Source organism: Microbacterium sp. MEJ108Y (genome assembly GCF_000834175.1).
GTDB lineage: Bacteria > Actinomycetota > Actinomycetes > Actinomycetales > Microbacteriaceae > Microbacterium > Microbacterium forte.
Genome location: NZ_JXQX01000038.1, coordinates 479,260 through 503,718, shown reverse-complemented (window position 1 = coordinate 503,718; position 24,459 = coordinate 479,260). Strand labels below are relative to the sequence as shown.

Here is a 24,459-nt window from a genome sequence, read left to right as displayed (position 1 = left end):
CCAGGTTATGCGACCTGCGCATGAAAGGCAGACTCCATGCTTGCTCTGACCGAGACCCCGATGCCGACGCCCACGATGACCGTGGCACCGGAGCTGGTCACGCCCGGATTCGTCGGCTTCGCCGCCGTGGTGATCATCCTCATCGCGGTGATCCTGCTGATCCTCGACATGAACCGTCGGATCCGTCGGGTGCGCTACCGCGAAGAGGTCAGGGACGAGCTCGATGCCGAAGAGGCCGCGCTCGCGGCCGACGAGGCGACCGAGACGGATACCGATCTGCCGATCGTCCGCGAGGGCGACGACGACCCCGAGAAGCGCTGACCTGACCGGAGCGGTTCAGGCCCCGAGCGACGGGGACAGCGGCGCCAGCGCGATGAGCAGGCACGCGACCCAGTGGCACAGGAACGCGAGCACCGTGCACAGGTGGAAGATCTCGTGGAAGCCGAAATGGCCCGGCCACGGGTTGGGCTTCTTGAGCGCGTAGACGATCGCGCCGCCCGTGTAGAGCAGGCCGCCGACGATGACGAGCGCCATCATGGTCGCGTTCGCGACGAACAGGTCGGCGAGGTACATCACCGCCGCCCATCCGAGCAGCAGGTAGAGCGCGACATACAGCCACCGAGGGGCATTGATCCAGAACACGCGGAACAGGATGCCGACCAGCGCACCCGACCAGACGAAGACGAGGAGCAGCGCGCCCTTGCCCGGGGGGAGCGCCAGCACGGCGAGCGGGGTGTACGTCCCGGCGATCAGGAGCAGGATGTTCGCGTGGTCGATCCGCTTGAGGATCATCTTGACCTTCGGACTCCAGTCGATCCGGTGATACAGCGCCGAGTTGCCGAACAGCAGCAGCGATGACGCCATGAACACCGCCGCAGCCCACTTCGCGGCACCACCCTGGGCGACGACGATCAGCACCACACCGGCGACGATGGCGATCGGGAAGGTGGCCGCATGCAGCCAGCCTCGCCAGGTGGGTTTGATCTCGGCCGCGGCGACGTCGTGCGCGGCATCCTCCAGGAGGGGCAGCTGGGGGACGTCGGGTACCGAGGAGTCGGGTGTGCTCACGCCCTCACTCTATGCGGGCGATCATGCAGCCGAGCGTACATATCCTGAGGATCGGTCCTCGGTCCCGAGACCGCCGACACGATAGCGTAGGGAGGTGATGTCACGCGATGTTCAGGGGCGGGGGCCGCTGTACCGGCTCTATACCAGCAGGCTTCGCCGACACCTCGACCCCGAGTCGGTTCCGCACCACGTCGCAATGATGATCGACGGCAATCGGCGTTGGGCGCGACAGCTGGGCTATGACACTCCGGCTGAGGGGCATCGGGCCGGTGCCGCCAAGATGCGGGAGTTCCTCGGATGGTGCGACGAGCTCGGCATCCGCGTCGTGTCGCTCTATCTTCTGTCGAGTGACAACCTGCTCAAGCGCGACTCGGCAGAGCTGGCCGACCTGATCGAGATCATCGCGGAGCTCGCCGAGGCTCTGTCGCGCGAGGGCAACTGGCGAGTGAAGCACGTCGGCCGCTCGGACATCCTCCCCGCGGAGCTCGCGAGAGTGCTCGACGACGCACAGGAGCGCACGCGCGACCACACGGGGCTGCACGTCAACCTCGCGGTCGGCTACGGCGGCCGCAACGAGATCGTCGACGCCGTGCGCAGCATCGTCACCGCGCATCAGGCGTCCGGAGGGACGATCGAAGACCTCGCCGCGCATCTCACACCCGAGATGATCGGCGAACATCTCTACACCGGCGGCCAGCCGGATCCCGATCTCGTCATCCGCACGAGCGGCGAGCAGCGACTGAGCGACTTCCTCCTGTGGCAGAGCGCGCACAGCGAGTTCTACTTCGTCGAGGCGCTCGGGCCGGATCTGCGCCAGGTCGACTTCCTGCGAGCGATTCGCGACTTCGCCGACCGCGATCGGCGCTTCGGCCGCTGAGACGGTGCATCAGGGGGCCGGTCACATCCCGTTAATCAACACGTAACGAACTGGTGGCGTGTCGAGCCAGGCGAATGTCGGCACCTGGTCGTAACTTCTAGGCATCGGGCAAGGCGCCCGTCGGGTCGGCCTCAGGTTGACGACTCGTGACCCCCTGGTCGACTCGTTCGAACAAACCGGGATTCCCCGGGTCGGGAGTGGGTCGTGACCTCACGTACAGCGCAGCAGTCCACAGGCACAGCGCAGCAGTCCACCCGTAAGACGACGACGCGAGCAGCGTCCGCTGATCCTGATCAGGATCTCCGGACCTACGTGCTCGACACGTCCGTCCTGCTGAGTGATCCTCAGGCCTTCTTCCGGTTCGCCGAGCATTCGGTGGTCGTCCCGGTCGTGGTCATCACCGAGCTCGAGGGCAAGCGCCACGACCCCGAGATCGGCTACTTCGCCCGTCAGGCGCTGCGTCACCTCGACGACCTGCGCATCGAGCACGGTCGTCTGGACTTCCCGGTCGAGGTGGGCGAGGGCGGCACGCTCCGCGTCGAGCTGGCCAACACCGACTCGTCGGTGCTCCCCGCCGGGATCCGGCTGAGCGACAACGACACCCGCATCCTCTCCGTCGCCATGAACCTCGCGCAGGACGGGCAGGACGTCACCATCGTCTCGAAAGACCTTCCGATGCGGGTCAAGGCGGCGTCCCTCGGCCTTCGCGCCGAGGAGTACCTCGCCGAGCAGGCCGTCGACTCGGGCTGGACCGGCATCACCACGCTAGACCTGTCGGGCGATGAGATCAGCGACCTGTACGAGAGCGAGGTGGGCATCAGTGAAGACGCCAGAGGCCTGGCGGTCAACACCGGCCTCATCATCCACTCCGAGCGCGGATCCGCCCTCGGCAGGGTGACCGGCGACGGCGAGTACAAGCTCGTGCGCGGCGATCGCGACATCTTCGGGATGCACGGGCGATCCGCCGAACAGCGGATCGCGATCGACCTGCTCACCGACCCCGACATCGGCATCGTCTCGCTCGGCGGGCGTGCGGGCACCGGAAAGTCGGCACTGGCGCTCTGCGCGGGTCTCGAGGCGGTGCTCGAGCGGCAGCAGCAGAAGAAGATCATCGTGTTCCGACCGCTGTTCGCCGTCGGGGGCCAGGAGCTCGGGTACCTCCCCGGCGACCAGGGCGAGAAGATGGGCCCGTGGGGGCAGGCGGTCTTCGACACGCTCGGCTCGGTGGTCTCGGGCAACGTCATGGAGGAGATCGTCGAACGGGGCATCCTCGAGGTGCTTCCGCTCACGCACATCCGCGGTCGGTCGCTGCACGACGCGTTCGTGATCGTCGACGAGGCGCAGTCGCTCGAGCGCAACGTGCTGCTGACGGTGCTCAGCCGCATGGGGCAGAACTCCCGAGTGATCCTGACCCACGACGTCGGTCAGCGCGACAACCTCCGCGTCGGACGCCACGACGGCATCGCCAGCGTCATCGAGACGCTCAAGGGACACGACCTCTTCGCCCACGTGACCCTGATGCGCTCGGAGCGCTCCGCGATCGCCGCCCTCGTGACTGAGCTTCTGGAGGGAGGCGAGCTCAGCTGAGCTGACTCTTCGACAGCGGATGCCGTGGTCTCACGGCATCCGCTGTCGTGTATTCCGGAGGACGCGTCGGCGATTCGCTTCCCTCCGCGCTGACGTCGGCATACGCTCGTGGCACCGAACGCAGACGATGGAGTGATGCGCGATGAGTGATGCGACGAAGACCGTGGAAGATGACCAGCTGCCGCCCGTGGCGGTGGACGAGAAGCCGCGGTGGACACCGCTGAAGATCGTGCTCTGGGTGGCGATCGCGCTGCTGGGCGGCATCGCCTGGACGATGCTCGCGATCGTCAGGGGAGAGACGGTGAACGCGATCTGGTTCGTGTTCGCGGCGGTCTGCACCTACCTCGTGTTCTACCGCTTCTACTCGAAGTTCATCGAGCGGAACCTGGTCAAGCCGAACGACCGGCGAGCGACTCCCGCCGAGTACAAGGCGGACGGCAAGGACTACGTCGCGACGGATCGTCGGGTGCTGTTCGGCCACCACTTCGCCGCCATCGCGGGCGCCGGTCCACTCGTCGGTCCGGTGCTGGCCGCCCAGATGGGCTACCTTCCCGGCACGATCTGGATCATCGTCGGAGTCGTGCTCGCGGGTGCGGTGCAGGACTACCTCGTGATGTTCTTCTCGATGCGGCGAGGCGGACGCTCTCTCGGTCAGATGGCCCGCGACGAGCTGGGCCGATTCGGTGGAACGGCGGCGATCATCGCGACGCTGCTCATCATGATCATCATCACGGCGATCCTCGCCCTCGTGGTCGTGAACGCCCTCGGGGAGAGCCCGTGGGGCGTGTTCTCCGTGGCGATGACGATCCCGATCGCCCTGTTCATGGGGGCGTACCTCCGATGGATCCGCCCCGGCAAGATCACCGAGGTGTCGATCATCGGCTTCGTGCTGCTGATGGCCGCGATCATCGGCGGCGGCATGGTCGCCGAGACCGACTGGGGTCAGGCGATCTTCACGCTCGACCGGACGACCATCGCGTGGGGCATCATCGTCTACGGCTTCATCGCGGCGGTGCTGCCCGTGTGGATGCTGCTGGCTCCGCGCGACTACCTCTCGACGTTCATGAAGATCGGCGTGATCGTGGCGCTCGCCGTCGCGATCCTGTTCGTGCGGCCCGAGATCACCGTCCCGGCCTTCAGCGAGTTCGCCGCGGGCGAGACGGGGCCGGTCTGGGCAGGGGCGCTCTTCCCGTTCCTCTTCGTGACGATCGCCTGCGGGGCGCTGAGCGGATTCCATGCGCTCATCGCGTCGGGCACGACGCCGAAGATGATCGAGAAGGAGAAGCAGACGCGCTTCATCGGCTACGGCGGGATGCTCATGGAGTCGTTCGTCGCGATCATGGCGCTCGTCGCCGCGATCTCTATCGACCGCGGGCTGTACTTCGCCATGAACTCCTCGCCGGCGGCGACGCTCGGCACGGTCGAGGGCGCGGTCGCGTTCGTCAACGGTCTCGGCCTGACCGGGGTGAACCTGACACCCGAGATGCTCACGAGCACGGCAGAGGCGGTGGGGGAGGAATCGATCGTCTCCCGCACGGGCGGCGCGCCGACGCTGGCTCTCGGCCTCGCACACATCATGCAGCAGTGGATCGGCGGCACCGGGATGATGGCGTTCTGGTATCACTTCGCGATCATGTTCGAGGCGCTGTTCATCCTGACTGCGGTGGACGCCGGCACCCGCGTCGCGCGCTTCATGCTGCAGGACTCGGTCGGCAACGTCTTCCCTCGCTTCAAGGACACCTCGTGGCGGGTGGGCGCCTGGATCTGCACGGCCGTCATGGTCGCGGGGTGGGGCGCAGTGCTGATCATGGGGGTCACGGATCCTCTCGGCGGCATCAACACCCTGTTCCCGCTGTTCGGCATCGCCAATCAGCTGCTGGCGGCGATCGCCCTCTCCGTGGTGCTCACGATCGTGGCGCGCAGACGCACCTTCAGGGTTCTCTGGGTGGTGGCGCTGCCGCTGGCATTCGTCACGGTCGTGACGGTGACGGCCTCGCTGCAGAAGATCTTCTCGACCGTGCCGCAGGTCGGCTACTTCGCGAACCATGTCGCCTTCCGCGACGCTCTCGCGGCGGGGGAGACCTCCTTCGGCACGGCGACCAGCGTCGCCGCGATGGAAGCGGTCGTCCGCAACACCATGATCCAGGGCATCCTGTCGGTGACGTTCCTCGTGCTGTCGGTGATCGTGATCACCATCTCGATCATCAAGGTCATCCAGGCCGTGCGCCCCGGGCCCGTCATCGACCAGGAGGACCCGGAGGTGCCGTCGCACCGCTTCGCACCGGCCGGTCTCATCGCCTCGTCGGAGGAACGCGCCGTCGAGAAGCAGTGGAACGCACTCCCTTCGTCCGCTCAGCCCACGAGGGGGCACTGATGGCCGCCGTGGTATCCGACCATGTTCGGCGGGCCTGGCACGCGGTCGCCTGGTACGTGAACGGCGTGACCGGGCAGTCGCGGTACGCGTCCTACGTCGCGCACGAGCGCGAGCGGCATCCCGAGAGAGAGCCGCTCAGTGAGCGGGAGTTCTGGAGGGCGCACTACGCGCAGCAGGATGCCGACCCGGGTGCCCGCTGCTGCTGACGCCGTAGACGACGGATGCCGCAGGGACCGAGTCCCTGCGGCATCCGTGTTCAGAGCCTGACGATCAACCGGGGTGGGTCATCGAGAGCAGGTCGAGCTTCTCGTCGAGCTGCTCGAGCGTCAGGTCGCCGCGTTCGACGTATCCGAGGTCGATCACGGCGTCGCGCACCGTGATGCCCTTCGCGACCGAGTGCTTGGCGATCTTCGCCGCTGCCTCGTAGCCGATGAGCTTGTTGAGCGGGGTGACGATCGACGGGCTCATGCCGGCGAATGCCGCCGCGCGGTCGAGGTTCGCCTGCAGTCCGTCGACGGTCTTGTCGGCGAGCACACGCGAGGCGTTCGCGAGCAGACGGATCGACTCGAGCAGCGCCGTGCCCATGACCGGGATGGCGACGTTCAGCTCGAAGGACCCGGACGCGCCGGCCCAGGCGACGGTCGCGTCGTTGCCGATCACTCGCGCGCAGACCATCAGCACAGCCTCGGGGACGACCGGGTTGACCTTGCCCGGCATGATCGACGAGCCGGGCTGAAGGTCGGGGATGTGCAGCTCTCCGAGACCCGTGTTGGGGCCCGAGCCCATCCAGCGCAGGTCGTTGTTGATCTTGGTCAGCGATACCGCGATCGTGCGCAGCGCGCCCGAGGCCTCGACGAGTCCGTCGCGGTTGGCCTGCGCCTCGAAGTGGTCCTTCGCCTCGGTGATCGGCAGCTCGGTCTCGGCGGCGAGCAGCTCGATGACCTTCTGCGGGAATCCGAGCGGCGTGTTGATGCCGGTCCCGGTGGCGGTGCCGCCCAGCGGAACCTCGGCGACGCGGGGGAGTGCAGACTGCACGCGCTCGATGCCGAGGCGCATCTGACGGGCGTAGCCGCCGAACTCCTGGCCGAGCGTGACCGGGGTGGCGTCCATGAGGTGCGTGCGGCCGGACTTCACCGCGTCCTTCCACAGCTCGGCCTTCGCCTCGAAGGCGACGGCGAGGTGGTCGAGCGCGGGGATGAGCGTGTCGATGAGCGCCTGCGTGACGGCGATGTGCACGGAGGTCGGGAACACGTCGTTCGACGACTGCGAGGCGTTCACGTGGTCGTTCGGGTGCACGTTCGCACCGAGGATGCGGGTGGCGAGAGTGGCGAGCACCTCGTTCATGTTCATGTTCGACGACGTGCCGGAGCCCGTCTGGTAAGTGTCGACCGGGAACTCACCGTCGTGGGCACCGGCGGCCACCTGGTCGGCGGCCTGGGCGATCGCGTCGGCGATGGCCCCGTCGAGGGTTCCCAGCTCCTTGTTCGCGAGTGCAGCGGCCTTCTTGATGCGCGCGAGCGCGGCGATCTGCGTGGACTCCAGGCCCTTGCCCGAGATCGGGAAGTTCTCGACGGCGCGCTGCGTCTGTGCGCCATAGAGCGCGTTCACGGGAACCCGCACCTCGCCCATGGTGTCGTGCTCGATGCGGTACCCCTGCGCGTCTGCGCCACTGTGCTGGTCGGTCATTCCGAACCCTCCTTGGTTGCGGGGCCGTGCCCCTCGGTGTCGTTTCCGTCTGTGTCGATTCCGACCGTGATGACGGGCACCGCAGTGCCCTCGGCCAGACGGTAGTTGGCGCCCACGATGCCCAGACGGCCGTCGGAGACAGCCTGCGAGATCACCTCGGACGACTGCAGCAGGTCCCGGACCGTGTTGCGCAGGTGCTCTTCGCCCACGAGCTCCGCGTCGATCTCGGCGACGGTGGTGCCGCCGCTCTCGGCCAGCACCTTGCGCGCCGCCGGGACGATCGGGGCGATGAGCTTCCAGATGTGCGGCGGCAGGGGCGCGGCGTCGATGGCCGTTCCGTCGATGGCAGCGCGGACGGCACCGCACGAGTCATGCGCGAGGACGACGATCAGAGGCACGTTCAGCACGGCGACCGCATACTCGAGGCTCGCGACGATGGACTCGCCGATCACCTGGCCGGCGTTGCGCACGACGAACAGGTCGCCGAGTCCGAGGTCGAAGATGATCTCCGCGGCGAGGCGCGAGTCCGAGCAGCCGAACAGCGTCGCGACCGGATGCTGTGCCTCAGCGAGGTGCTTGCGTCGAGCCACGTCCTGGTTCGGGTGCTGAGGTGCGTCGGCGACGAATCGCCGATTGCCGTCCTGCATCTGCTTCCAGGCAGCAGCGGGCGTGAGCGCGTGGGTCATGGTCACTCCGAGAGGTCGCGGATCTGGGGGACGAGAGACTCGGCGAGTTCCGCGGTGGAATCGGCGGAACGCGAGCCGTAGAGCAACAGGTAGTCGTCACCCGCCTGGGTGCCGATGGCGTAGGTGATGTTCTGCTTCGCCCCGGCATCACCGAGGTCGTAGACATCCCATTCCAGGCCGCCGATCGACGTCGTGTCGGTGGGCGCGGTGCCGTTGAGACGCTGAGGCGCCCATGAGGAGTCGGCGTCGAAGGCCTGCGCGAGCTTGATGAATCCGCGCTCGTCCTCGGCGGACGGCGCCAGGGTGACGTCCCAGACCACGGTGGCGGCGCTCGTGAGCTCGGCGGTGTTGACCCGCCAGAAGTCCGCCAGATCGGGCACGATCACCGGGCGATCCATGGTGGATTCCACGTCGCCGGCGATGCCGACCACGTCGATCTTCTGCGTGGTCGCAGGCTCTCCGCGCGGAACGGCCAGCACGATCACCGCGACGATGGCGAGGGTGACGATCAGCGCGGCGACCAGACTGCGCACGGTCTGACTCGAGCGGTAGGCCTTGCTCGAGGCGGCCTTGCGTGCGGCGGTCTCCTCGGGAGTCTCCGGACGCCCGAGCTCGGCGACGATGGGAGCCGGCTTGTTCACGATTCGTCTCCCTCGGCGGTGCCGGTCGACGTGGCGCGCGCGGCCTCGAGGCGGCGCTTCGCTCCGAGCAGCCATTCTTCGCAGCGAGCAGCGAGCGCCTCGCCGCGCTCCCAGAGTGCGAGCGACTGTTCGAGCGTCGGAGCGCCCTGTTCGAGTTCGGAGACGACCTTCACGAGCTCATCGCGAGCGGCCTCGAATGACAGGGTGTCCACGGGGGTGTCATTCAGCGCACTCACGCCTCCATCCTACGCGGTGCGCACGACACCCTCAGCCGGAACGAGGCACCGGTGCTTCCTCGATCTCGCCTTCGGAGCGCGCCGCGATCGAGCCCCGGTCGACCGTGATCGTCAGGCCGCTGCCTGCCGGTGCGTCCGCGGCGTCTCGGAGGATCACTCCGCCGTCGAGGTGGGCGATCGCGTAGCCGCGCGACAGCGTGGCTGCAGGAGAGAGCGCCCTCAGCGAGGCCCGAAGTTCGCTGGTCGCGCGACCGGCCGCATCGTGTTGGCGCCTGATCGTGTCGCGGCCGCGCGAGAGCAGCAGCCACACGTCTTGGGAACGCGACTCGATGATCGGGTCGGGAGAGCGGAGAGAGGGGCGCGAGCGCAACTGCTCCAGCTGCGCGATGTCGTGCGAGAGCCGCTGCGTGAGCCTCGTCGTCGCTCTCGAGCGCAGCTGCGCGATCAACGCCCGCTGCTCGCTCACGTCGGGGACGACGCGCTTCGCGGCATCCGTGGGAGTCGAGGCGCGCAGATCGGCGACGTCGTCGAGCAGCGGGTGATCGTTCTCATGGCCGATCGCGCTGACGATCGGCGTGGATGCTGCCGCCACGGCCCTCACGAGACGCTCGTCGCTGAATCCGAGAAGCGTCTGCGGGTCGCCACCGCCCCGGGCGATGACGATGACGTCGACATCGGGGTCGGCGTCGAGACGCGCCAGCGCCGCGAGCGTCTCCGGCACGCACCGGTCGCCCTGCACGGCGGCGTACTCGGTGCGGAACCGCACCTGCGGCCAGCGGAGCTCCGCATTGCGGTGCACGTCCTTCTCGGCATCGGACTTCTCGCTGGTGATCAGACCGATCACGTGCGGGAGGAAGGGCAGGCGCTTCTTGCGTGCCGGATCGAACAGTCCCTCCTGGCGCAGCTGCAGACGGAGCTTCTCGAGCTTCTCGAGCTGGTCGCCGAGACCGACGTGCTTCATCGCGGAGACGGCGAAGCTGAAGTCGCCGGCCTTCACGAAGTAGTCGGCCTTGACCGCGGCCACGACATGATCGCCCACTGCCAGGTCGCCGGGGATCCGCGGGCGCACACTCGACCAGACCCGGATCGAGATCTGCGCATCCGAGCGGGTGTCCTTGAGACGGGCGAAGATGTTGCCGCCGCGGACGTTCCAGGACGTGATCTCGCCCTCCACCCACACGGTGTTCCACCGGGCCACGAAGTCGCGGATCGTGGCGTTGAGGCGTGCGACCGATGTCGGAGCATCGGCCGATGAGTCGCGCGGAGCGACCGCATCCGCCGGGGGAGTCTCGCCGGATCCCGTCGAGGCTTCGAAGACCGTCATCCGCTCAGTGCACCTTCCCGCTCCTGCTCAGGTTGTCGACGGTAGAATTCAAGAGTGACCTCGACTGCCGTTCATCTGCCCCTTCCGCGCGTTCCACGAGTACGTGGGGCGGCCGGGCGGCTTCAGGATAACCCGGTCGTCGGGAACAAGCGCGTTCTGCTCGCCGCTCCGCGCGGATACTGCGCCGGGGTCGACCGCGCCGTGGTCGCCGTCGAGAAGGCGCTCGAGCGCTATGGCGCCCCTGTCTACGTGCGTAAGCAGATCGTGCACAACATCCACGTGGTGACCGAGCTCGAGGACAAGGGTGCGATCTTCGTCGAGGAGGTCGACGAGGTTCCCGAGGGTGCGCACGTCGTCTTCAGCGCGCACGGCGTCTCACCTGCCGTCGTCGAGGCGGCATCCGACCGCGGACTCCATGCGATCGACGCGACCTGCCCTCTGGTCACGAAGGTGCACCGCGAGGCCGTCCGCTTCGCCCGCGACGACTTCGAGATCCTGCTCATCGGCCACGAGGGCCACGAAGAGGTCGAAGGCACTGCGGGTGAAGCCCCCGAGCACGTGACCATCGTGAACTCGCCGGCCGAAGCCGACACCGTGCAGGTGAAGGATCCCTCGAAGGTCGTCTGGCTCTCGCAGACCACGCTCTCGGTCGACGAGACCATGGAGACGGTGAATCGCCTGCGTGCGCGGTTCCCCGAGATGCACAATCCGCCGTCCGATGACATCTGCTACGCGACGCAGAACCGTCAGGTCGCCATCAAGAAGGTCGCGGCGAACGCCGACCTCGTGATCGTCGTCGGTTCGTCGAACTCGTCGAACTCGGTGCGCCTGGTCGAGGTCGCACTCGAGTACGGCGCGAAGGCCGCCTATCGCGTGGACTACGCCGAAGAGGTCAAGCAGGAGTGGCTCGACGGCGTCGCCACGGTGGGCGTCACCAGCGGTGCCTCCGTTCCGGAGGTTCTCGTGCACGAGGTGCTCGAGGCGCTCGAAGGAGCCGGTTACCGCGACGTCGAAGAGGTCAAGACGGCGGAAGAGGACCTGATGTTCTCGCTGCCGAAGGAACTGCGGCAGGATGCCGCGGGCCAGCGCGATGCGCGTGCGCTGGGAGGTCGTTCCTCCGGTGGGAATGCGTGACAGTGGCGCCACTGAGGCGGCACCGACGCTGATCGGCTCGGTTCAGCGTGCGCTCCGGCTGGTCGACATCGTGGCGAACTCGCCACGACCCGTGCCGGTCAAGAGTCTCGCGGCGCGAACGGGTCTCACCCCCGGGACGACGTACAACCTCGTGCGGACGCTGGTGCATGAGGGGTATCTCGTGAGCGAGCCCGACGGTCTGGTCCTCGGCGAGAACTTTCCCGCATTCCGTTCGCGGTCCGATGCGGGCGGCGTGTTCTTCGCCCATGTCCGCGCGGCCCTGCGCCGCGCCACCGAAGAGGTGGGCGCCACCGCCTACCTCTCCCGCTACGAGAATGGCGAGCTGCACCTCGTCGACATCGTGGATGCTGCTCGCAGCCCGCGGATCGACCTGTCGGTCAGTCTCGACTCGAGCGCGCACGCGACAGCGCTCGGCAAGCAGATCCTCGCGGACCTGAGTCGCGATGAGCGGATGGACTATCTCTCGCGCCACCCGCTGGAGCAGCTCACGCCCCGCACGATACGGGACCCACAGGCTCTGCTGACGGCGCTCGAGCGTTCCCGCGGATTCGCCGTGGACTGTGAGGAGTACGCGATCGGAAATGCCTGTGTCGCCGTTCCGGTGACCGCTCCGAACATCAGAGCGTCGCTCGCCGTCTCGCTTCCGATAGGCCATCCGCGGCTCGATCGCGGCCTCGTCGAGAAGCTCCGACTGGTGGCACGGCGGTTGTCGCTCCAGCTGGGTGCAGAAGCGCTGGGCGGCAGTGCCTCCCGTCTCGCGACGTCGTTCTGACGCTCGCCGCTTACAGCGCCTGCGTCTCTTCACTATCTGAAGAAGTGCCACTGGTGCTCGGGCACACGCTTTCCATAACATGTGAGAAGTAGTCGTCTGTGCAATCGGCGCTACTGGTGGTGGAACGTCCCCAGCGTTCCTCGATCCACTTGGATGACGAACGTCCCCAGCGTTCCGAGTCCGCGGCCCCGAGGAGTCCCCACTCCTCCGGGGCCGCCATCATGTGCGGGCGGTTCAGACGCTCCCTGGGAACATCTCCTAGTCGATCGGACTAGCATGCTGGGATGACGGACCAGCGGCCCCAATACGGCGAAATCGCGACCCTCGACGAGCAGCGCAGGGCAGCCGGGCTGCCTCCGCTGGGCGAGGTTCCGACCGCCGAGGTCGGTGCACCCTCGAGCCGGCCCGCTCAGACTGGCAGCGCTCCGACCGGTTCGGCCCCCGCGCGTCCGCGTCCGGTCGACCGATTCGTCACGATCGCCCTGCTCGCCTACGGTCTGGTGAACGTCGTCATGACGGGCCTGTCGTACCTCGACTTCTCCACGGCGATGAATCAGATGATGAGCGTGCTCGGTGTGGGCGGAGAGTTCACGAACTTCGCGCAGGGGAGAACCTGGGGCACGATCGCGGCGATCGTCCTGGCGGTCGGCTGGTCGCTGACCGCGTTCTTCTCCATCCGTCGCCTTCGCACCGGCAAGCGCTCGTGGTGGGTGCCGCTCGCCGGCGCGGCGATCACTCTGCTCGTGGCGTCCGTCTGCGCCTCGATCCCGCTGATGAACGATCCCGCCTTCATCGACTTCGTCGCCAAGACAGCCGGTCAGTGACCGTCTGAACGACAGATGCCCCCGGCCGATCGGCCGGGGGCATCTGTCATTCGGGACGGATCAGCTCTTCGACTGTCCGTACGAGCCGAGCTGGCGCGTGGACTCGACCACGCGAGCGGCCATGGCCGTCTCGGCGATCTTGCCCCAGGCGCGCGGGTCGTACTGCTTCTTGTTGCCGACCTCGCCGTCGACCTTCAGGACGCCGTCGTAGTTCTTGAACATGTAGTCCGCGATCGCACGGGTGTACGCGTACTGCGTGTCGGTGTCGATGTTCATCTTGATGACGCCGTTGGCCACCGCGAGGGCGATCTCGTCGTCGGTCGAGCCCGAGCCGCCGTGGAAGACGAGGTCGAGCGGCTTCGGGCCGGTGTTGTACTTCGCGGCGACCTGCTGCTGGATCTCGCCGAGGAGCTCGGGGCGCAGCTTCACTCCGCCGGGCTTGTACACGCCGTGGACGTTGCCGAAGGTGAGAGCGGCGATGTAGCGACCCTGCTCGCCGAGGCCGAGAGCCTGCACGGCCTGGTCGACGTCCGCGAAGGTCGTGTAGAGCGCGTCGTTGGAGCCCTCGTGCGCGACACCGTCTTCCTCGCCGCCGACGACGCCGATCTCGACCTCGAGGATCGCGTTGATGTTCTTCATGCGGGGGAGGAGATCCTTGGCGATCTCGATGTTCTCCGCCAGGGGGACAGCCGAGCCGTCCCACATGTGCGACTGGAAGATCGGGTTGCGTCCGGCCTTGACCTCTTCTTCAGAGGCGGAGATCAGCGGCTCGACGAAGCCGGCGAGGGCATCCTTCGGGCAGTGGTCCGTGTGGAGCGCGACGGTGATCGGGTAGTTCTTCGCGACCTCGGTCGCGAAGCGGGCGAAGGCGAGTGCGCCGGTCGCGCGTGCCTTGACCGTGTGGCCGGCGAAGTAGTCCGCTCCACCGGTGGTGACCTGGATGATTCCGTCGGAACCTGCCTCGGTCAGGCCCTGGAGGACCGAGTTGATCGTCTGCGAGCTGGAGACGTTGAAAGCCGGGTACGCGAAGCCGCCGGCCTTCGCGCGGTCGAGCATTTCGGCGTACTGATCCGGGGTGGCGACGGGCATGAGAACTCCTGCGATTTGGGAAGCCGGGACAGCAGTCACTCTATCGGGGCTGACTGTCGGATGCTGTCGGAGCGGACCGGCCGACCTCCTCCTCCTGCGCCCACGTTAAGAATCGCACTTCCTTCGTCGCCGCCTGACCGAAAACAGGCGTCTCGCGCCCGCCCGATGGTTAGGCTGACCGCATGGTTAGTCTTACAGCGGATCTGAGCCCCCTTCGTCCCGATCGAAATCTCGCGATGGAGCTGGTGCGGGCCACTGAGGCAGCCGCCATCCGTGCCGTCCCCTTCATCGGTCGTGGCGCGAAGGAAGCGGCCGACGGCGCAGCCGTCGATGCCATGCGTGCGTTCCTCGGAACCGTGGCCTTCCAGGGTCGTGTCGTGATCGGCGAGGGTGAGAAGGACAACGCGCCGATGCTCTTCAACGGCGAGGAGGTCGGCACAGGCACTGGCCCCGAGTGCGACATCGCGGTCGACCCGATCGATGGCACGTCGCTGACAGCCGCGGGGCGCCAGAACGCGCTCTCCGTCATCGCCGTCTCCGACCGGGGCTCGATGCTCGACGCGTCGTCCGTGTTCTACATGGACAAGCTCGTCACGGGACCCGCCGGCGTCGGAGTGGTCGACATCCGTCTTCCGATCGGTGAGAACATCCGCAAGCTCGCGGGGGCCCTCGGAAAGCCGGTGGACGAGATCGTCGTATCGGTGCTGAACCGCCCGCGTCATGAGCAGCTGATTCAGGAGATCCGGGATGCCGGGGCCGGTACGCGACTGATGAGCGACGGTGACGTCGCCGGTGGCATCAACGCGGCCAGGCACGCCGCGCGCACCGACATGTGCGTGGGCGTCGGAGGCAGCCCTGAGGGAATCGTGACGGCGTGTGCCATCAAGGCGCTCGGCGGGCACATCCAGGGGAGACTCTGGCCTCGCGACGACGACGAGCGCCAGCGCGGCATCGATGCCGGACTCGACATGGACAAGGTCTATGAAGCCAACGACCTGGTGCGCGGAGACAACACGATCTTCGTTGCCACGGGTGTCACGGATGGGCAGCTGGTGGCCGGCGTCCGCCGTGAGCACGGGTACATCTACACCGAGAGCGTCGTGCTGCGCGGCGCGTCGGGAACCCTTCGGAGGATCGCCTCGGAGCACCTCGTCTCGAAGTGGCTCTGATCTCTGATATCTGAGCGGAACCGGTCATCGTTACCGACCCGGTACCGCCGTGCGCAGCGCCGAGCCGAGGTTTCCCGCGCGTCCGTGTCACAATTGTCACTGGATTTGTCGCCGTCGACGGAGCCGCCAGGCACCGCAGGCACAGGAGGGCAGACCGATGACAACGCAGCACACGAATGGTTCCAAGGCCGCGCCGACCAAGATCGTGACGACGCCCACCGGTCGCATCATGCGGATCAATGTCGATGAGGCCGGTGTGCCTCTTCCGACGGGGACTCCGGCGCCGCCTGTGGTCAAGACCGCTGTCGCAGACCCCGCTCGTCGCGCTGACGTGCTGTTCCGAAAGCGCCTCGATGAGGGGCACGAAGTCAGCTCCTGGTGGATGATCGGCGCTTTCGTCGTGACCAGCGGTCTCGTCATCCTTCTTCTCAGCGGCGTGCCGGGCGTCGCCTGACCTCAGTTCCGGGGCTCTTCGGGGTCGATCGCTCCGAAGGCCGAGCCCGTCTGCACCGACTCTCCGTTGCCGAGACGAGAGCGGACGTCTCCGACGTCGGCCTGAATCGGTGAACCCGGCTCCTCGGATGCCTCGCCCTCGGCGTTGCGGATGCCGACGTTCGAGTCGAGTTCCTTCTCCGAGTCGATCATGAGCTCAGGCGCGGTGAAGCGTCGGGTCTGCGCGGTGACCGCGGGTGCGACCGAGTCGAGTGTCGACGAGCTGATGCCGGGGAACTGCCGAGCTGTCACGAGCACTCGGCTCTCGAGCGAGCCGGCGAACCTGTTGTAGCTGTCGACCGTGCGCTCGAGCGCGCGGCGAAGATCATCGGCATGACCGGCGAGCACCCCGAGCCGGTCGTACAGCTGCGTTCCCAGGTTCAACAGCGCTCGTGCTTCGGTCGACACTTCCTGCTGCGTCCAGCTGTACGCGACGGTCTTGAGCACCGCCCACAGGTTCACGGGCGATGCGAGCGCCACCCGCTTGCTGAAGGCGTAGTCCAGCAGCGTCGGGTCTTCATCGATGGCCGCCGCGAGGAGCGACTCGCTCGGGAGGAAGCAGATGACGAACTCGGGGCTCGCGTCGAGACCCGACCAGTAGGCCTTCTTCGCGAGTGCGTCGATGTGGGCGCGCACCGCCTTCACATGCTTCTGCATGTGCGCGCGTCGCTGGGCCTCGTGCGCGTCGCCGATCGGCAGCGCCGAGGCCTCGAGATAGGCGTCGAGCGGCACCTTCGCGTCGACCGCGATCGACGTGCCGCCGGCCAGGCGGATCACCATGTCGGGGCGGCCCTGGCCGCGGTCTGACGAGATGGTCGACTGCAGGTCGAAGTCGACGTGACGGATCAGCCCTGCGGCCTCGACGACGCGGCGCAACTGGGTCTCGCCCCAGACGCCTCGCGTGGCTGTCGATCGCAGCGCCCCGGCGAGCGATTCGGTGGTCGATCGCAGCGCCTCGTCGGACTCCTGCGCGCGCCTGAGCTGCTCCGCGAGGGAACCGAACTGCGCATGCCTCTCCTGCTCGATGGCCGAGACCTTCTGCTGCATCTGCTGCAGGCTCTCGCGAACGGGGGCGAGCGCCGTGAGCACCGCATTCTGCTGCTGCACACGCTGCGCCTCGGCGCGCTGCTCGAGTCGCGCGTGCTCGACGGCATCCCGATACAGGTCGTACTGCCGGTCGCGATCGTCTCGGGCGGCGGCGAGCTCCGCCTCGATGCGCGCGAGATCCGCCGCACCGCGCGAGCCGTGGAGGAACCAGCCCACTGCGACGCCGGCCACGAGCGCGGCCAGGAAGAGAACGAGCGTGAGAGCATCCATGTGCTCCATGATGCGCTCGGCCACGGACATTCGTCCGGTGCGACTCAGGCGACCGCGCGCTCCGGAGTGGCGATGACCGGATCGGTCACACGCAGCGCGAGCGCATCGGCCAGGGAGAAGACGTCGGACGCGCCGTGCCGGCGGGCGGCATCGATGATGATGTGCGCGCAGGCGAGCGCGTCAGCGAGCGCGTCATGGTGCGAGAATCCGGTGAAACCGGCGGCCTCGGCGGCCTTCGGAAGACGGTACGACTCGAGCTCGTAGGTCTTGCGCGCCACCTGCAGGCTGCACAGCGAGCGATACGGCGGGCAATCGCCACCCGTGGCCTCTGACGCGCGGCGGAGCACATTGAGGTCGAAGCCCGCGTTGTGCGCCACGAGCACGTCTGCACCTGCGAAGGCGCACAGGCGGTCGAACTGATCCGCCCAGCTCGCGGCGTCCCGCACATCGTGCGCCCGGATGCCGTGGATCTTCGTGTTCCACTCCTGGAACTCGTCGTGCCCGGCGGGCGGGCGGATCAGCCATCCGGCCGTCGCGACGATCCGGCCATCGCGCACACGCACGAGGCCGACGGAGCAGGCGGAGGCGGGGCTGGAATTCGCCGTCTCGAAGTCGATAGCGGTGAAGTCCAGTGGCACATCCCCACTCTCTCCCGGCATCCGAGACGCTCCCGGATGACTCGCCGTAGGCTGGCGACATGAGTACCGAGCGAGCGACATCCTTCGGCGCCGAAGCCGCGAACTACGAGGCCGGGAGACCCGACTATCCCTTCGAAGCGGTCGCGTGGATGCTCGAGCCGATGCCGCACGGTTCTCGTCGCATCGCCGATGTCGGCGCGGGCACGGGCAAGCTCACTCGCGTGCTCGCTCAGGCGCCGGACGCCGAGGTCGTGGCCGTCGACCCGGACGCCACCATGCTCGAGACCCTGCGTCTGAGCGTTCCCGGTGTTCCCACGTTCCAGGGGACCGCCGAGCGGATGCCGTTGCCCGACGCGAGCCTCGACGCCGTCGTGCTCGGTCAGGCGTGGCACTGGGTGCAGCCGGCAGCCGCGTCTGCCGAGCTCGGACGAGTCGTCCGCACCGGGGGAGTCCTCGGGTTGATCTGGAACATCCGCGACGAGCGCGTGGAGTGGGTTCGTCGCCTGACGGACATCATGCACAGCAGCCCGGCCGAGAACATGGTCAACGGCCCCGGGTCAGATGGTCCGCGCATCGAGGCGCCCTTCACGCACGTCGAGAAGCAGCAGTGGGAGTGGACGCGCGCGATGAGCAGGACGAAGTTGCACCAGATGGCGCTCTCACGCAGCTACCTCATCACCGCTCCCGCCGACGAGCGCGCGGAGATCACGCGACAGATGGACGACCTGTTCGACGAGTTGGGGCTCGAGGGCGACTCGACGATCGACCTCCCCTACGTGGCGCACGCGTTCCGCGCCGTGCGCGCCTGACCGGCATCCCGGAGGGGCTGCGCATCTGCGGCAGGTAGACTCGACCCCCGTGGCTCTCACTATCGGAATCGTCGGCCTGCCCAATGTCGGCAAGTCCACCCTTTTCAACGCTCTCACCAAGAACGACGTGCTCGCGGCGAACTACCCGTTCGCGACGATCGAGCCGAACGTCGGGGTGGTGAATCTTCCCGATCCGCGTCTCGACAAGCTCGCCGAGATATTCGGCAGCGAGCGCATCCTGCCCGCAGCGGTGTCGTTCGTCGACATCGCCGGTATCGTGCGCGGTGCCAGCGAGGGCGAGGGGCTCGGCAACAAGTTCCTCGCGAACATCCGCGAGGCAGATGCGATCGCCCAGGTCGTGCGCGGTTTCGCAGATGACGATGTCGTGCACGTCGACGGCGCGGTCAACCCGGCATCCGACATGGAGACCATCAACGCCGAGCTCATGCTCGCCGACCTCGAGACCGTCGACAAGGCGATCACGCGGTACGAGAAGGAGGTGCGCGGCAAGAAGATCGAGCCCGTCGTCCTCGAGACCGCCCACGCGGCCAAGGACGCCCTCGAGCGCGGTGTGCTGCTGTCTGTCGCCGGCATCGATCTGACCCCGATCCGCGAGCTCGGGCTTCTCACGGCCAAGCCGGTCATCTTCGTCTTCAACGTCGACGAGGGCGTGCTCACGAACGATGCGCGCAAGGCGGAGCTCGCCGCTTTGGTCGCTCCGGCGAAGGCGATCTTCCTCGACGCGAAGATCGAGTCCGAGCTGATCGACCTCGACCCCGAGGATGCCGCAGAGCTGCTCGCGTCGACCGGCCAGGACGAGTCCGGTCTCGACCAGCTCGCCCGCATCGGCTTCGACACCCTCGGTCTGCAGACCTACCTCACCGCTGGCCCCAAAGAGGCTCGCGCGTGGACGATCCCCAAGGGATCCAAGGCGCCGCAGGCTGCCGGCGTCATCCACACCGACTTCGAGAAGGGCTTCATCAAGGCCGAGATCGTTTCGTTCGACGACCTCGTCGAGACCGGCTCCGTCGTCGAAGCCCGCTCCAAGGGCAAGGCCCGCCTCGAGGGCAAGGACTACGTCATGCAGGACGGCGACGTGGTGGAGTTCCGCTTCAACAACTGAGCGGGGTCCGGCCCGAGCGCTGAGGAGATTGAGGGTGGCTCGCACGACGCCGCGGGTCGCGAATCAGATCTCGTCGCCACGCAGAGCACGCACGGTCCAGCCGACCTGCACCAATGCCTCCGCAAGGCGGTCGGCGGCAGCCCGCGCGACGTCGAAGCTCGCATCGGAGCAGACGTCGACGGCGATCGGCGGCGGATCGGCGAAGCGTGGTATCTGCACCTCCGCCCAGGCGTCGGGCGAAAGCGGCACCCGAGGGGACGCGGTGCGTGCGTCTCTGATGGCACTGTCCGACGCGAAAGCGATGACGTCCAGCGCATGGAGCTTCGTGATCGGCATGTCCACGACGATGGTCACGACGAAAGCCGCGTTTGCGGTATCCCGGAACTCTGGCCTCACCGCATGAAGGTATCACTCGGCGCGAACAGCCGGTCTAGCCGCGACGCTCGACGTCCTGACGCAAGACCTCGGGCCACGCTTCGACATCTCCCGGGGTGCGAGCGACCGCAAGAGTTGCATTCGGGAGCAGTGCGGCGAGGGATTCGGCGGTCGACAACGGGTGGCCGGGATCATCGACCCATGCCAAGATCGTCGTCGGCACATCGATCTGCGCGACGGCCTCAGGGGCAGGAAGGTCGCTGAGGGCCGCGCCGCGCAGCAACGACGGCAACAGAGCGTCGGCGACGTCGGGCCATGTCTCCGGGGCGCCGACGGTGGCCGGGGGCGGAACTGATCCCCGCGTGGCGGCGTGGAATGCTTCCACACCGTCAGACTCGATGAGCGCAGCCGCTGCTCGGTAGTTCGCGGCCTGATCGGGTCTGGTGTCCCACGCGGTGGGCGGCACCATGAGCGTGAGCCCGGTGAAGCGGTCAGGCTCGAGCGACGCGGCGTGCAAGAGCGTCGCGGCGCCCATGGAGGGGCCGACTCCATGGACGCGTTCGCCCGGGAACCAGTGATCGAGCAATCGCAGAAGATCCTCGGCGAGGTTGTGCCAGCGGTAGTCCTCCGGGACCTTTCGCCCCGTCGACCTGCCATGGCCGCGTGCGTCGTATCGCAGCAGTCGTGTTCCGCTGAGCCCTCGACCCAGATCGAGATTGAGCACTCGATCGCGGGCACGGCTCGACGTGAGACCGTGCAGCTGGACCACCGGGTGTCCGCCTTCATCGCTCAAGGACACAGCCAGCTCGGCTCCGGGCACCTCGAAAGTGGGCATCGGGCTCCTCGATCGGGGACTCACCGCGTCGGCTCGGGCAGTCGTGGAGTTTTCAGGTTATCTGGGGCCGCTAAGGTACTGCCCATGCGACTGACCAACGTCACGCACCTCCGCCTCCCGTTCGGACGGCTCTGGGGGTACGACGTGAGCGCGTCTGGGCTCGGGCGACGCATCCCCGTGTCATTCGATCAGCGACTCCATGTCGGAGCAGGCGACCGATCCGGCTCGTGGATGGCATTGTCCTTCCGGCTGCCTGCAGCGACTCGACGCGAGTCGATCGCCGATGCCTGGCTGGCTGTCGTCGCTCGCCACGGCACGCTGCGATCGGCATTCGCGCCCGGTGCTGACGGCGATCCCGTGCTTCACGAGATCGAGATCGGCCCCGGAAGCTGGGTCGAGCATCAGGTGGCCCCCGGCCAGGCTGTCAACGATGCCTTGCGGGACATCCTCGACGCGGCATGTTCGCCGTACCAGCATCCTTCGCATCGCCTGTGCGTGTTGGAGACCGCTGCGGGGCTCACGGTCGTGATCGCGGCGGACCACGCGCACGTCGACATGTGGTCGATGCTGGTGATCGCGCGCGACCTGCTGTCTGCGCTCGACGCCGAGAGGGCAGGCGCGACACCGATGCGGGGGGCGGCGCCGGCGTTCGTCGAACACACGCAAGCATTGCTCGATCGGGATGCTGCGCCAGACCACGTTCGTCAGCGATGGAAAGCCATCATCGAGGACAGCGGCGGTGTGATGCCGCAGTTCCCGTTGCCGCTCGGCACGCCCGAGCCGCATCGTGAGCGCGTGGAAGTGCGCGATGTGTTCGACGTCGACGACGCCGCAGCCTTTGCCGTGCAGGCGCGTGACGACGGCGTCTCGACCCTCGCACGCGCGGTGGTCGCGATGACCGCGGTGACGCGCGAGTTGGCGGGCACCCCGCTTCGAGCCGTGTTTCCCGTGCACAGCCGCTTCGAGGACACGTGGCATGACTCGGTCGGCTGGTTCATCACCAACTCCGTCCTCGAGTCGGACGTCGCCGAGCCGCGCGCGGCGGCGGCCGCGGTGAAAGAGGCGGTGCAACTCGGTGCGTGGCCGCTCGCCGACGTACTCGCTCCGTGGGGTGGCATGCCCGTAGCGCCTGGCATGTTCGCGATCTCATGGCTGGACCTGCGCAGGCTGCCTGTGCGAATCGACTCCGTCGCGCTCGACGCCCAGTATGTCAGCGCGGCGACCGACACCGACGGCGTCATGCTGTGGTTCATCCTCGATGAGTCGGGCCTGCACCTGCGATGCCGCTATCCCGATACCGCTGAGGCTCGCGCCAACGTCGGCGGGTGGCTCGACCTGCTTGTGGCCAGACTGCAGGCGGACGCGCGGTCCTCTGTCCGTGGGCGACTGCAGGTCGCCGACCGGACCTTCCGGCTCGAGCGTGCGAGCCGCGATGACATCGAGGCCATCGCTGCGCTGCTGCTCGATGATCAATTCGGCTCGGACCGTGAGAGCGTCGAGCTCGAGCGATATGAAGCCGCCTTCAGCGCGGTCGCTCGCGACAGTTCCCACTATCTGGGGGTTGTCCGCGACAGTGCCGACCACATGGTCGCCACGATGCAACTCACCGTCATCCCCGGCCTCTCGCGCGGTGGTTCGACCCGATTGCAGATCGAGGGACTGCGGGTTGCGCCGGGGGAGCGGTCACGGGGCTTGGGCACGGCGATGCTCGAGTGGGCACACGAATTCGGTCGCGCGCGGGGCGCGCGACTGGCGCAGGTGACCACAGACGAAGCACGGGATCGGACTCGCGCCTTCTATACCCGACTCGGATATCAGACTGCCCACGTCGGGCTGAAACGGCACATCTAGCGGCGTACGCTAGCCGTGTTGCCGACCGAAGGACTTAGCCGTGTCTGATCACAATGTGCACATACCCGCCCCGGACGAGCCGTCAGTCCCGGAACTCGAACTCGACGAGACCGTCGCGCCGCGACCGGAGGAGGAGATCGCCGATGTGCTGCGGACGGAACCCGACCTCGAAGACCGCAGCGATTATTCCGAGTGAGAAGGCGTCTGAGGCTGGGGTGAGGCCGTGGCGCGTGCTTGGCACGCGTAGTCGCGCAAGGCCACGCGCACGGTCTTGATCTCGCCTCGGGCCGGTGACGGCGGCTGCCGTCGCCGTCTGCGAAGCTCGGACCCTCGCTACGCGACGAGGGGGTGCGGGTAGGTGGCGTCTCGGCCCTGGAAGCTCAGGATGCTGGGGTTCTGGATCACTCCCTGGCGGATCTCGATCGCGCGTGTGAGCGTCGAGTTCTCAGCCCATGCTTCGGGACCCGAGAGCACGGTGCGGAGGAAGGGCAGCAGCGCTTCGCTGATGTCCCACGTGGCGGAATTCCACAGGTATGACGGGCTGTGATCGACGGCGTAGTAGTTCACGCCCTGACCCACCGTGAACATCGGCTCCTCGAACGACGTCGGGATGGCCCATTCGAAGCCCATGCCCTCGTCGCAGGAGACGTCGATGATCAGGCTGCCCGATGCGAATCGGTCGAGGTCCTCGGTTCGCAGATACGTCAACGGCGCTGCGACGTCCTGCAGGGTGCAGTTGACGACGATGTCGTACGTCGCCAGGAAATCGGGGAGGAGCACGGGGCCGTCCTCCGTCTCGACTGTGCTGAGGTGCGTGGGCCCGTCGTCGGTGTTGAGCTGGGTGAGATGAGAGTTGTGGATGGGGGAGCCCACCGCCGCTGCCCCGCGCTGCGTGAGGACTTCGATGTCGTGGACTCCGTGCGCGTTCAGTGCGGTCACTGCACCTCGTGCCGTCGCGCCGAAACCGATGACGACGGCGCGAAGTCGCGGCCCGTAGTCGCCGGTCGAACCGACGAGGCTCAGAGCATGGATGACCGAGCAGTAACCGGCCAGCTCGTTGTTCTTGTGGAAGACGTGCAGACTCATGTCGCCCTGTGAGGTCCAGTGGTTCATGGCCTCGAACGCGATCAGTGTGAGGCGGCTGTCGATCGCGGTCTGCGTGAGGGCCGCATCCTGCACGCAGTGCGGCCAGCCCCAGAGAATCCGCCCCTCGGCGAGCTCGGCGACGTCTGCGAGCTGCGGTTTGGGCAGCAGCAGGACGTCGGCGGAGGCGAGCACCTCGGCGCGATCGGCGACGCGTCCCACGCGGGCTTCGACGTAGCCGGGCTCGAGCTGGAAGTCGGTGCCGTAGCCGCGCTCGACGATCATGCGAGCACGAATATCTGCGTCGATGCGGTCGAGGTGGCGGGGATGGATGGGGAGGCGTCGCTCGTTCTCCATCGAGGAGTTCGCCAGCACACCGAGGGTCAGAAGCCCCTGGGTCGCGGTCGAAGTCGAGGGTGACGTGCGAACTGCGGACGAGCGTGTCGTG

At 67.4% G+C, this 24,459-nt stretch carries 26 protein-coding genes; 14 read left to right on the top strand and 12 right to left on the bottom strand.

The window, feature by feature from the left end:
* Positions 1-36: 36 nt before the first annotated feature.
* Positions 37-321, top strand: coding sequence for a hypothetical protein (locus tag RU09_RS17270; RefSeq protein WP_042542057.1), 285 nt, complete (start codon positions 37-39; stop codon positions 319-321).
* Positions 322-336: 15 nt separating this feature from the next.
* On the opposite strand, the gene trhA is transcribed toward RU09_RS17270, so the two are convergent.
* A complete protein-coding gene (gene trhA / locus RU09_RS17265; RefSeq protein ID WP_042542056.1) occupies positions 337-1,068 on the bottom strand; it encodes a PAQR family membrane homeostasis protein TrhA in 732 nt (243 codons plus the stop codon).
* Between the two features lie 97 nt (positions 1,069-1,165).
* On the opposite strand from trhA, the gene RU09_RS17260 reads away from it, so the two are divergent.
* The 4 genes from RU09_RS17260 to RU09_RS17245 all read left to right on the top strand — a co-directional run bounded on the left by RU09_RS17260 (position 1,166) and on the right by RU09_RS17245 (position 6,112).
* A complete protein-coding gene (locus tag RU09_RS17260; protein ID WP_042542055.1) occupies positions 1,166-1,945 on the top strand; it encodes an isoprenyl transferase in 780 nt (259 codons plus the stop codon).
* Between the two features lie 204 nt (positions 1,946-2,149).
* On the top strand, positions 2,150-3,532 hold the full coding sequence (locus tag RU09_RS17255; protein WP_042542054.1) for a PhoH family protein: 1,383 nt from the start codon (positions 2,150-2,152) through the stop codon (positions 3,530-3,532).
* Positions 3,533-3,674: 142 nt separating this feature from the next.
* Positions 3,675-5,906: a carbon starvation CstA family protein gene (locus RU09_RS17250; protein WP_042542053.1), complete on the top strand. Its 2,232-nt coding sequence runs from the start codon at positions 3,675-3,677 to the stop codon at positions 5,904-5,906.
* Positions 5,906-6,112: a YbdD/YjiX family protein gene (locus RU09_RS17245; RefSeq protein ID WP_042542052.1), complete on the top strand. Its 207-nt coding sequence runs from the start codon at positions 5,906-5,908 to the stop codon at positions 6,110-6,112. The genes RU09_RS17250 and RU09_RS17245 overlap by 1 nt, the downstream gene beginning before the upstream one ends.
* Positions 6,113-6,176: 64 nt before the next feature.
* On the opposite strand, the gene RU09_RS17240 is transcribed toward RU09_RS17245, so the two are convergent.
* Genes RU09_RS17240 through xseA form a run of 5 tightly spaced genes read right to left on the bottom strand, consistent with a single transcriptional unit; the run spans position 6,177 to position 10,479 of the window.
* Positions 6,177-7,592 carry a class II fumarate hydratase gene (locus RU09_RS17240; RefSeq protein WP_042542051.1) on the bottom strand — a complete coding sequence of 472 codons (1,416 nt, stop codon included), beginning with the start codon at positions 7,590-7,592 and terminating at the stop codon, positions 6,177-6,179.
* Positions 7,589-8,278 (bottom strand): carbonic anhydrase, encoded by a 690-nt coding sequence (locus RU09_RS17235; protein WP_042542050.1) that lies wholly within the window; start codon positions 8,276-8,278, stop codon positions 7,589-7,591. Before RU09_RS17235 ends, RU09_RS17240 begins: the two co-directional genes overlap by 4 nt.
* A gap of 2 nt (positions 8,279-8,280) precedes the next feature.
* A complete protein-coding gene (locus RU09_RS17230; RefSeq protein WP_042542049.1) occupies positions 8,281-8,919 on the bottom strand; it encodes a DUF4245 family protein in 639 nt (212 codons plus the stop codon).
* The gene (locus RU09_RS17225) at positions 8,916-9,155 is read right to left on the bottom strand and encodes an exodeoxyribonuclease VII small subunit (protein WP_042542048.1); all 240 of its coding nucleotides are present in this window, start codon (positions 9,153-9,155) and stop codon (positions 8,916-8,918) included. Before RU09_RS17225 ends, RU09_RS17230 begins: the two co-directional genes overlap by 4 nt.
* Positions 9,156-9,186: 31 nt before the next feature.
* Entirely contained in the window at positions 9,187-10,479 is a 1,293-nt protein-coding gene (xseA, locus tag RU09_RS17220; RefSeq protein WP_042542047.1) for an exodeoxyribonuclease VII large subunit, read from the bottom strand.
* Positions 10,480-10,533: 54 nt separating this feature from the next.
* Here xseA and RU09_RS17215 point away from each other — a divergent pair, with 54 nt between their 5' ends.
* The 3 genes from RU09_RS17215 to RU09_RS17205 all read left to right on the top strand — a co-directional run bounded on the left by RU09_RS17215 (position 10,534) and on the right by RU09_RS17205 (position 13,230).
* On the top strand, positions 10,534-11,613 hold the full coding sequence (locus RU09_RS17215; protein ID WP_197066103.1) for a 4-hydroxy-3-methylbut-2-enyl diphosphate reductase: 1,080 nt from the start codon (positions 10,534-10,536) through the stop codon (positions 11,611-11,613).
* Positions 11,606-12,406, top strand: coding sequence for an IclR family transcriptional regulator (locus RU09_RS17210; protein WP_042542201.1), 801 nt, complete (start codon positions 11,606-11,608; stop codon positions 12,404-12,406). Before RU09_RS17215 ends, RU09_RS17210 begins: the two co-directional genes overlap by 8 nt.
* A 284-nt stretch (positions 12,407-12,690) precedes the next feature.
* Positions 12,691-13,230 carry a DUF6264 family protein gene (locus RU09_RS17205; RefSeq protein ID WP_042542046.1) on the top strand — a complete coding sequence of 180 codons (540 nt, stop codon included), beginning with the start codon at positions 12,691-12,693 and terminating at the stop codon, positions 13,228-13,230.
* 60 nt (positions 13,231-13,290) lie between these two features.
* Here the strand turns inward: RU09_RS17205 and fbaA are convergent, their stop codons facing one another.
* Complete coding sequence (gene fbaA, locus RU09_RS17200; protein ID WP_042542045.1) at positions 13,291-14,319, bottom strand: class II fructose-bisphosphate aldolase; 1,029 nt, start codon at positions 14,317-14,319, stop codon at positions 13,291-13,293.
* A gap of 182 nt (positions 14,320-14,501) precedes the next feature.
* On the opposite strand from fbaA, the gene glpX reads away from it, so the two are divergent.
* Positions 14,502-15,488 carry a class II fructose-bisphosphatase gene (gene glpX / locus RU09_RS17195; RefSeq protein ID WP_042542044.1) on the top strand — a complete coding sequence of 329 codons (987 nt, stop codon included), beginning with the start codon at positions 14,502-14,504 and terminating at the stop codon, positions 15,486-15,488.
* A 157-nt stretch (positions 15,489-15,645) separates the two neighbouring features.
* Positions 15,646-15,942, top strand: coding sequence for a hypothetical protein (locus RU09_RS17190; RefSeq protein ID WP_042542043.1), 297 nt, complete (start codon positions 15,646-15,648; stop codon positions 15,940-15,942).
* A 2-nt stretch (positions 15,943-15,944) separates the two neighbouring features.
* Here RU09_RS17190 and rmuC read toward each other — a convergent pair whose 3' ends face one another.
* Both rmuC and RU09_RS17180 read right to left on the bottom strand, forming a co-directional pair.
* Positions 15,945-17,297: a DNA recombination protein RmuC gene (gene rmuC / locus RU09_RS17185; protein WP_042542200.1), complete on the bottom strand. Its 1,353-nt coding sequence runs from the start codon at positions 17,295-17,297 to the stop codon at positions 15,945-15,947.
* A 44-nt stretch (positions 17,298-17,341) separates the two neighbouring features.
* Positions 17,342-17,935, bottom strand: a complete 594-nt coding sequence (locus RU09_RS17180; protein WP_042542042.1) for an exonuclease domain-containing protein — start codon at positions 17,933-17,935, stop codon at positions 17,342-17,344.
* 59 nt (positions 17,936-17,994) lie between these two features.
* Between RU09_RS17180 and RU09_RS17175 the strand changes: the two genes are divergently transcribed.
* The gene (locus tag RU09_RS17175) at positions 17,995-18,744 is read left to right on the top strand and encodes a class I SAM-dependent methyltransferase (RefSeq protein ID WP_042542041.1); all 750 of its coding nucleotides are present in this window, start codon (positions 17,995-17,997) and stop codon (positions 18,742-18,744) included.
* Positions 18,745-18,793: 49 nt separating this feature from the next.
* On the top strand, positions 18,794-19,867 hold the full coding sequence (gene ychF, locus RU09_RS17170; RefSeq protein WP_042542040.1) for a redox-regulated ATPase YchF: 1,074 nt from the start codon (positions 18,794-18,796) through the stop codon (positions 19,865-19,867).
* Positions 19,868-19,930: 63 nt separating this feature from the next.
* On the opposite strand, the gene RU09_RS17165 is transcribed toward ychF, so the two are convergent.
* On the bottom strand, positions 19,931-20,221 hold the full coding sequence (locus RU09_RS17165; RefSeq protein WP_231567657.1) for a hypothetical protein: 291 nt from the start codon (positions 20,219-20,221) through the stop codon (positions 19,931-19,933).
* 76 nt (positions 20,222-20,297) lie between these two features.
* A complete protein-coding gene (locus tag RU09_RS17160) occupies positions 20,298-21,077 on the bottom strand; it encodes an alpha/beta fold hydrolase (RefSeq protein ID WP_042542039.1) in 780 nt (259 codons plus the stop codon).
* Between the two features lie 84 nt (positions 21,078-21,161).
* On the opposite strand from RU09_RS17160, the gene RU09_RS17155 reads away from it, so the two are divergent.
* Together RU09_RS17155 and RU09_RS18630 are read left to right on the top strand one after the other, a co-directional pair.
* Positions 21,162-22,928, top strand: coding sequence for a GNAT family N-acetyltransferase (locus tag RU09_RS17155; protein ID WP_042542038.1), 1,767 nt, complete (start codon positions 21,162-21,164; stop codon positions 22,926-22,928).
* Between the two features lie 40 nt (positions 22,929-22,968).
* On the top strand, positions 22,969-23,124 hold the full coding sequence (locus RU09_RS18630; protein WP_156145963.1) for a hypothetical protein: 156 nt from the start codon (positions 22,969-22,971) through the stop codon (positions 23,122-23,124).
* 137 nt (positions 23,125-23,261) lie between these two features.
* Here the strand turns inward: RU09_RS18630 and RU09_RS17150 are convergent, their stop codons facing one another.
* Positions 23,262-24,368 (bottom strand): N(5)-(carboxyethyl)ornithine synthase, encoded by a 1,107-nt coding sequence (locus RU09_RS17150; RefSeq protein ID WP_042542198.1) that lies wholly within the window; start codon positions 24,366-24,368, stop codon positions 23,262-23,264.
* Positions 24,369-24,459: the final 91 nt, after the last annotated feature.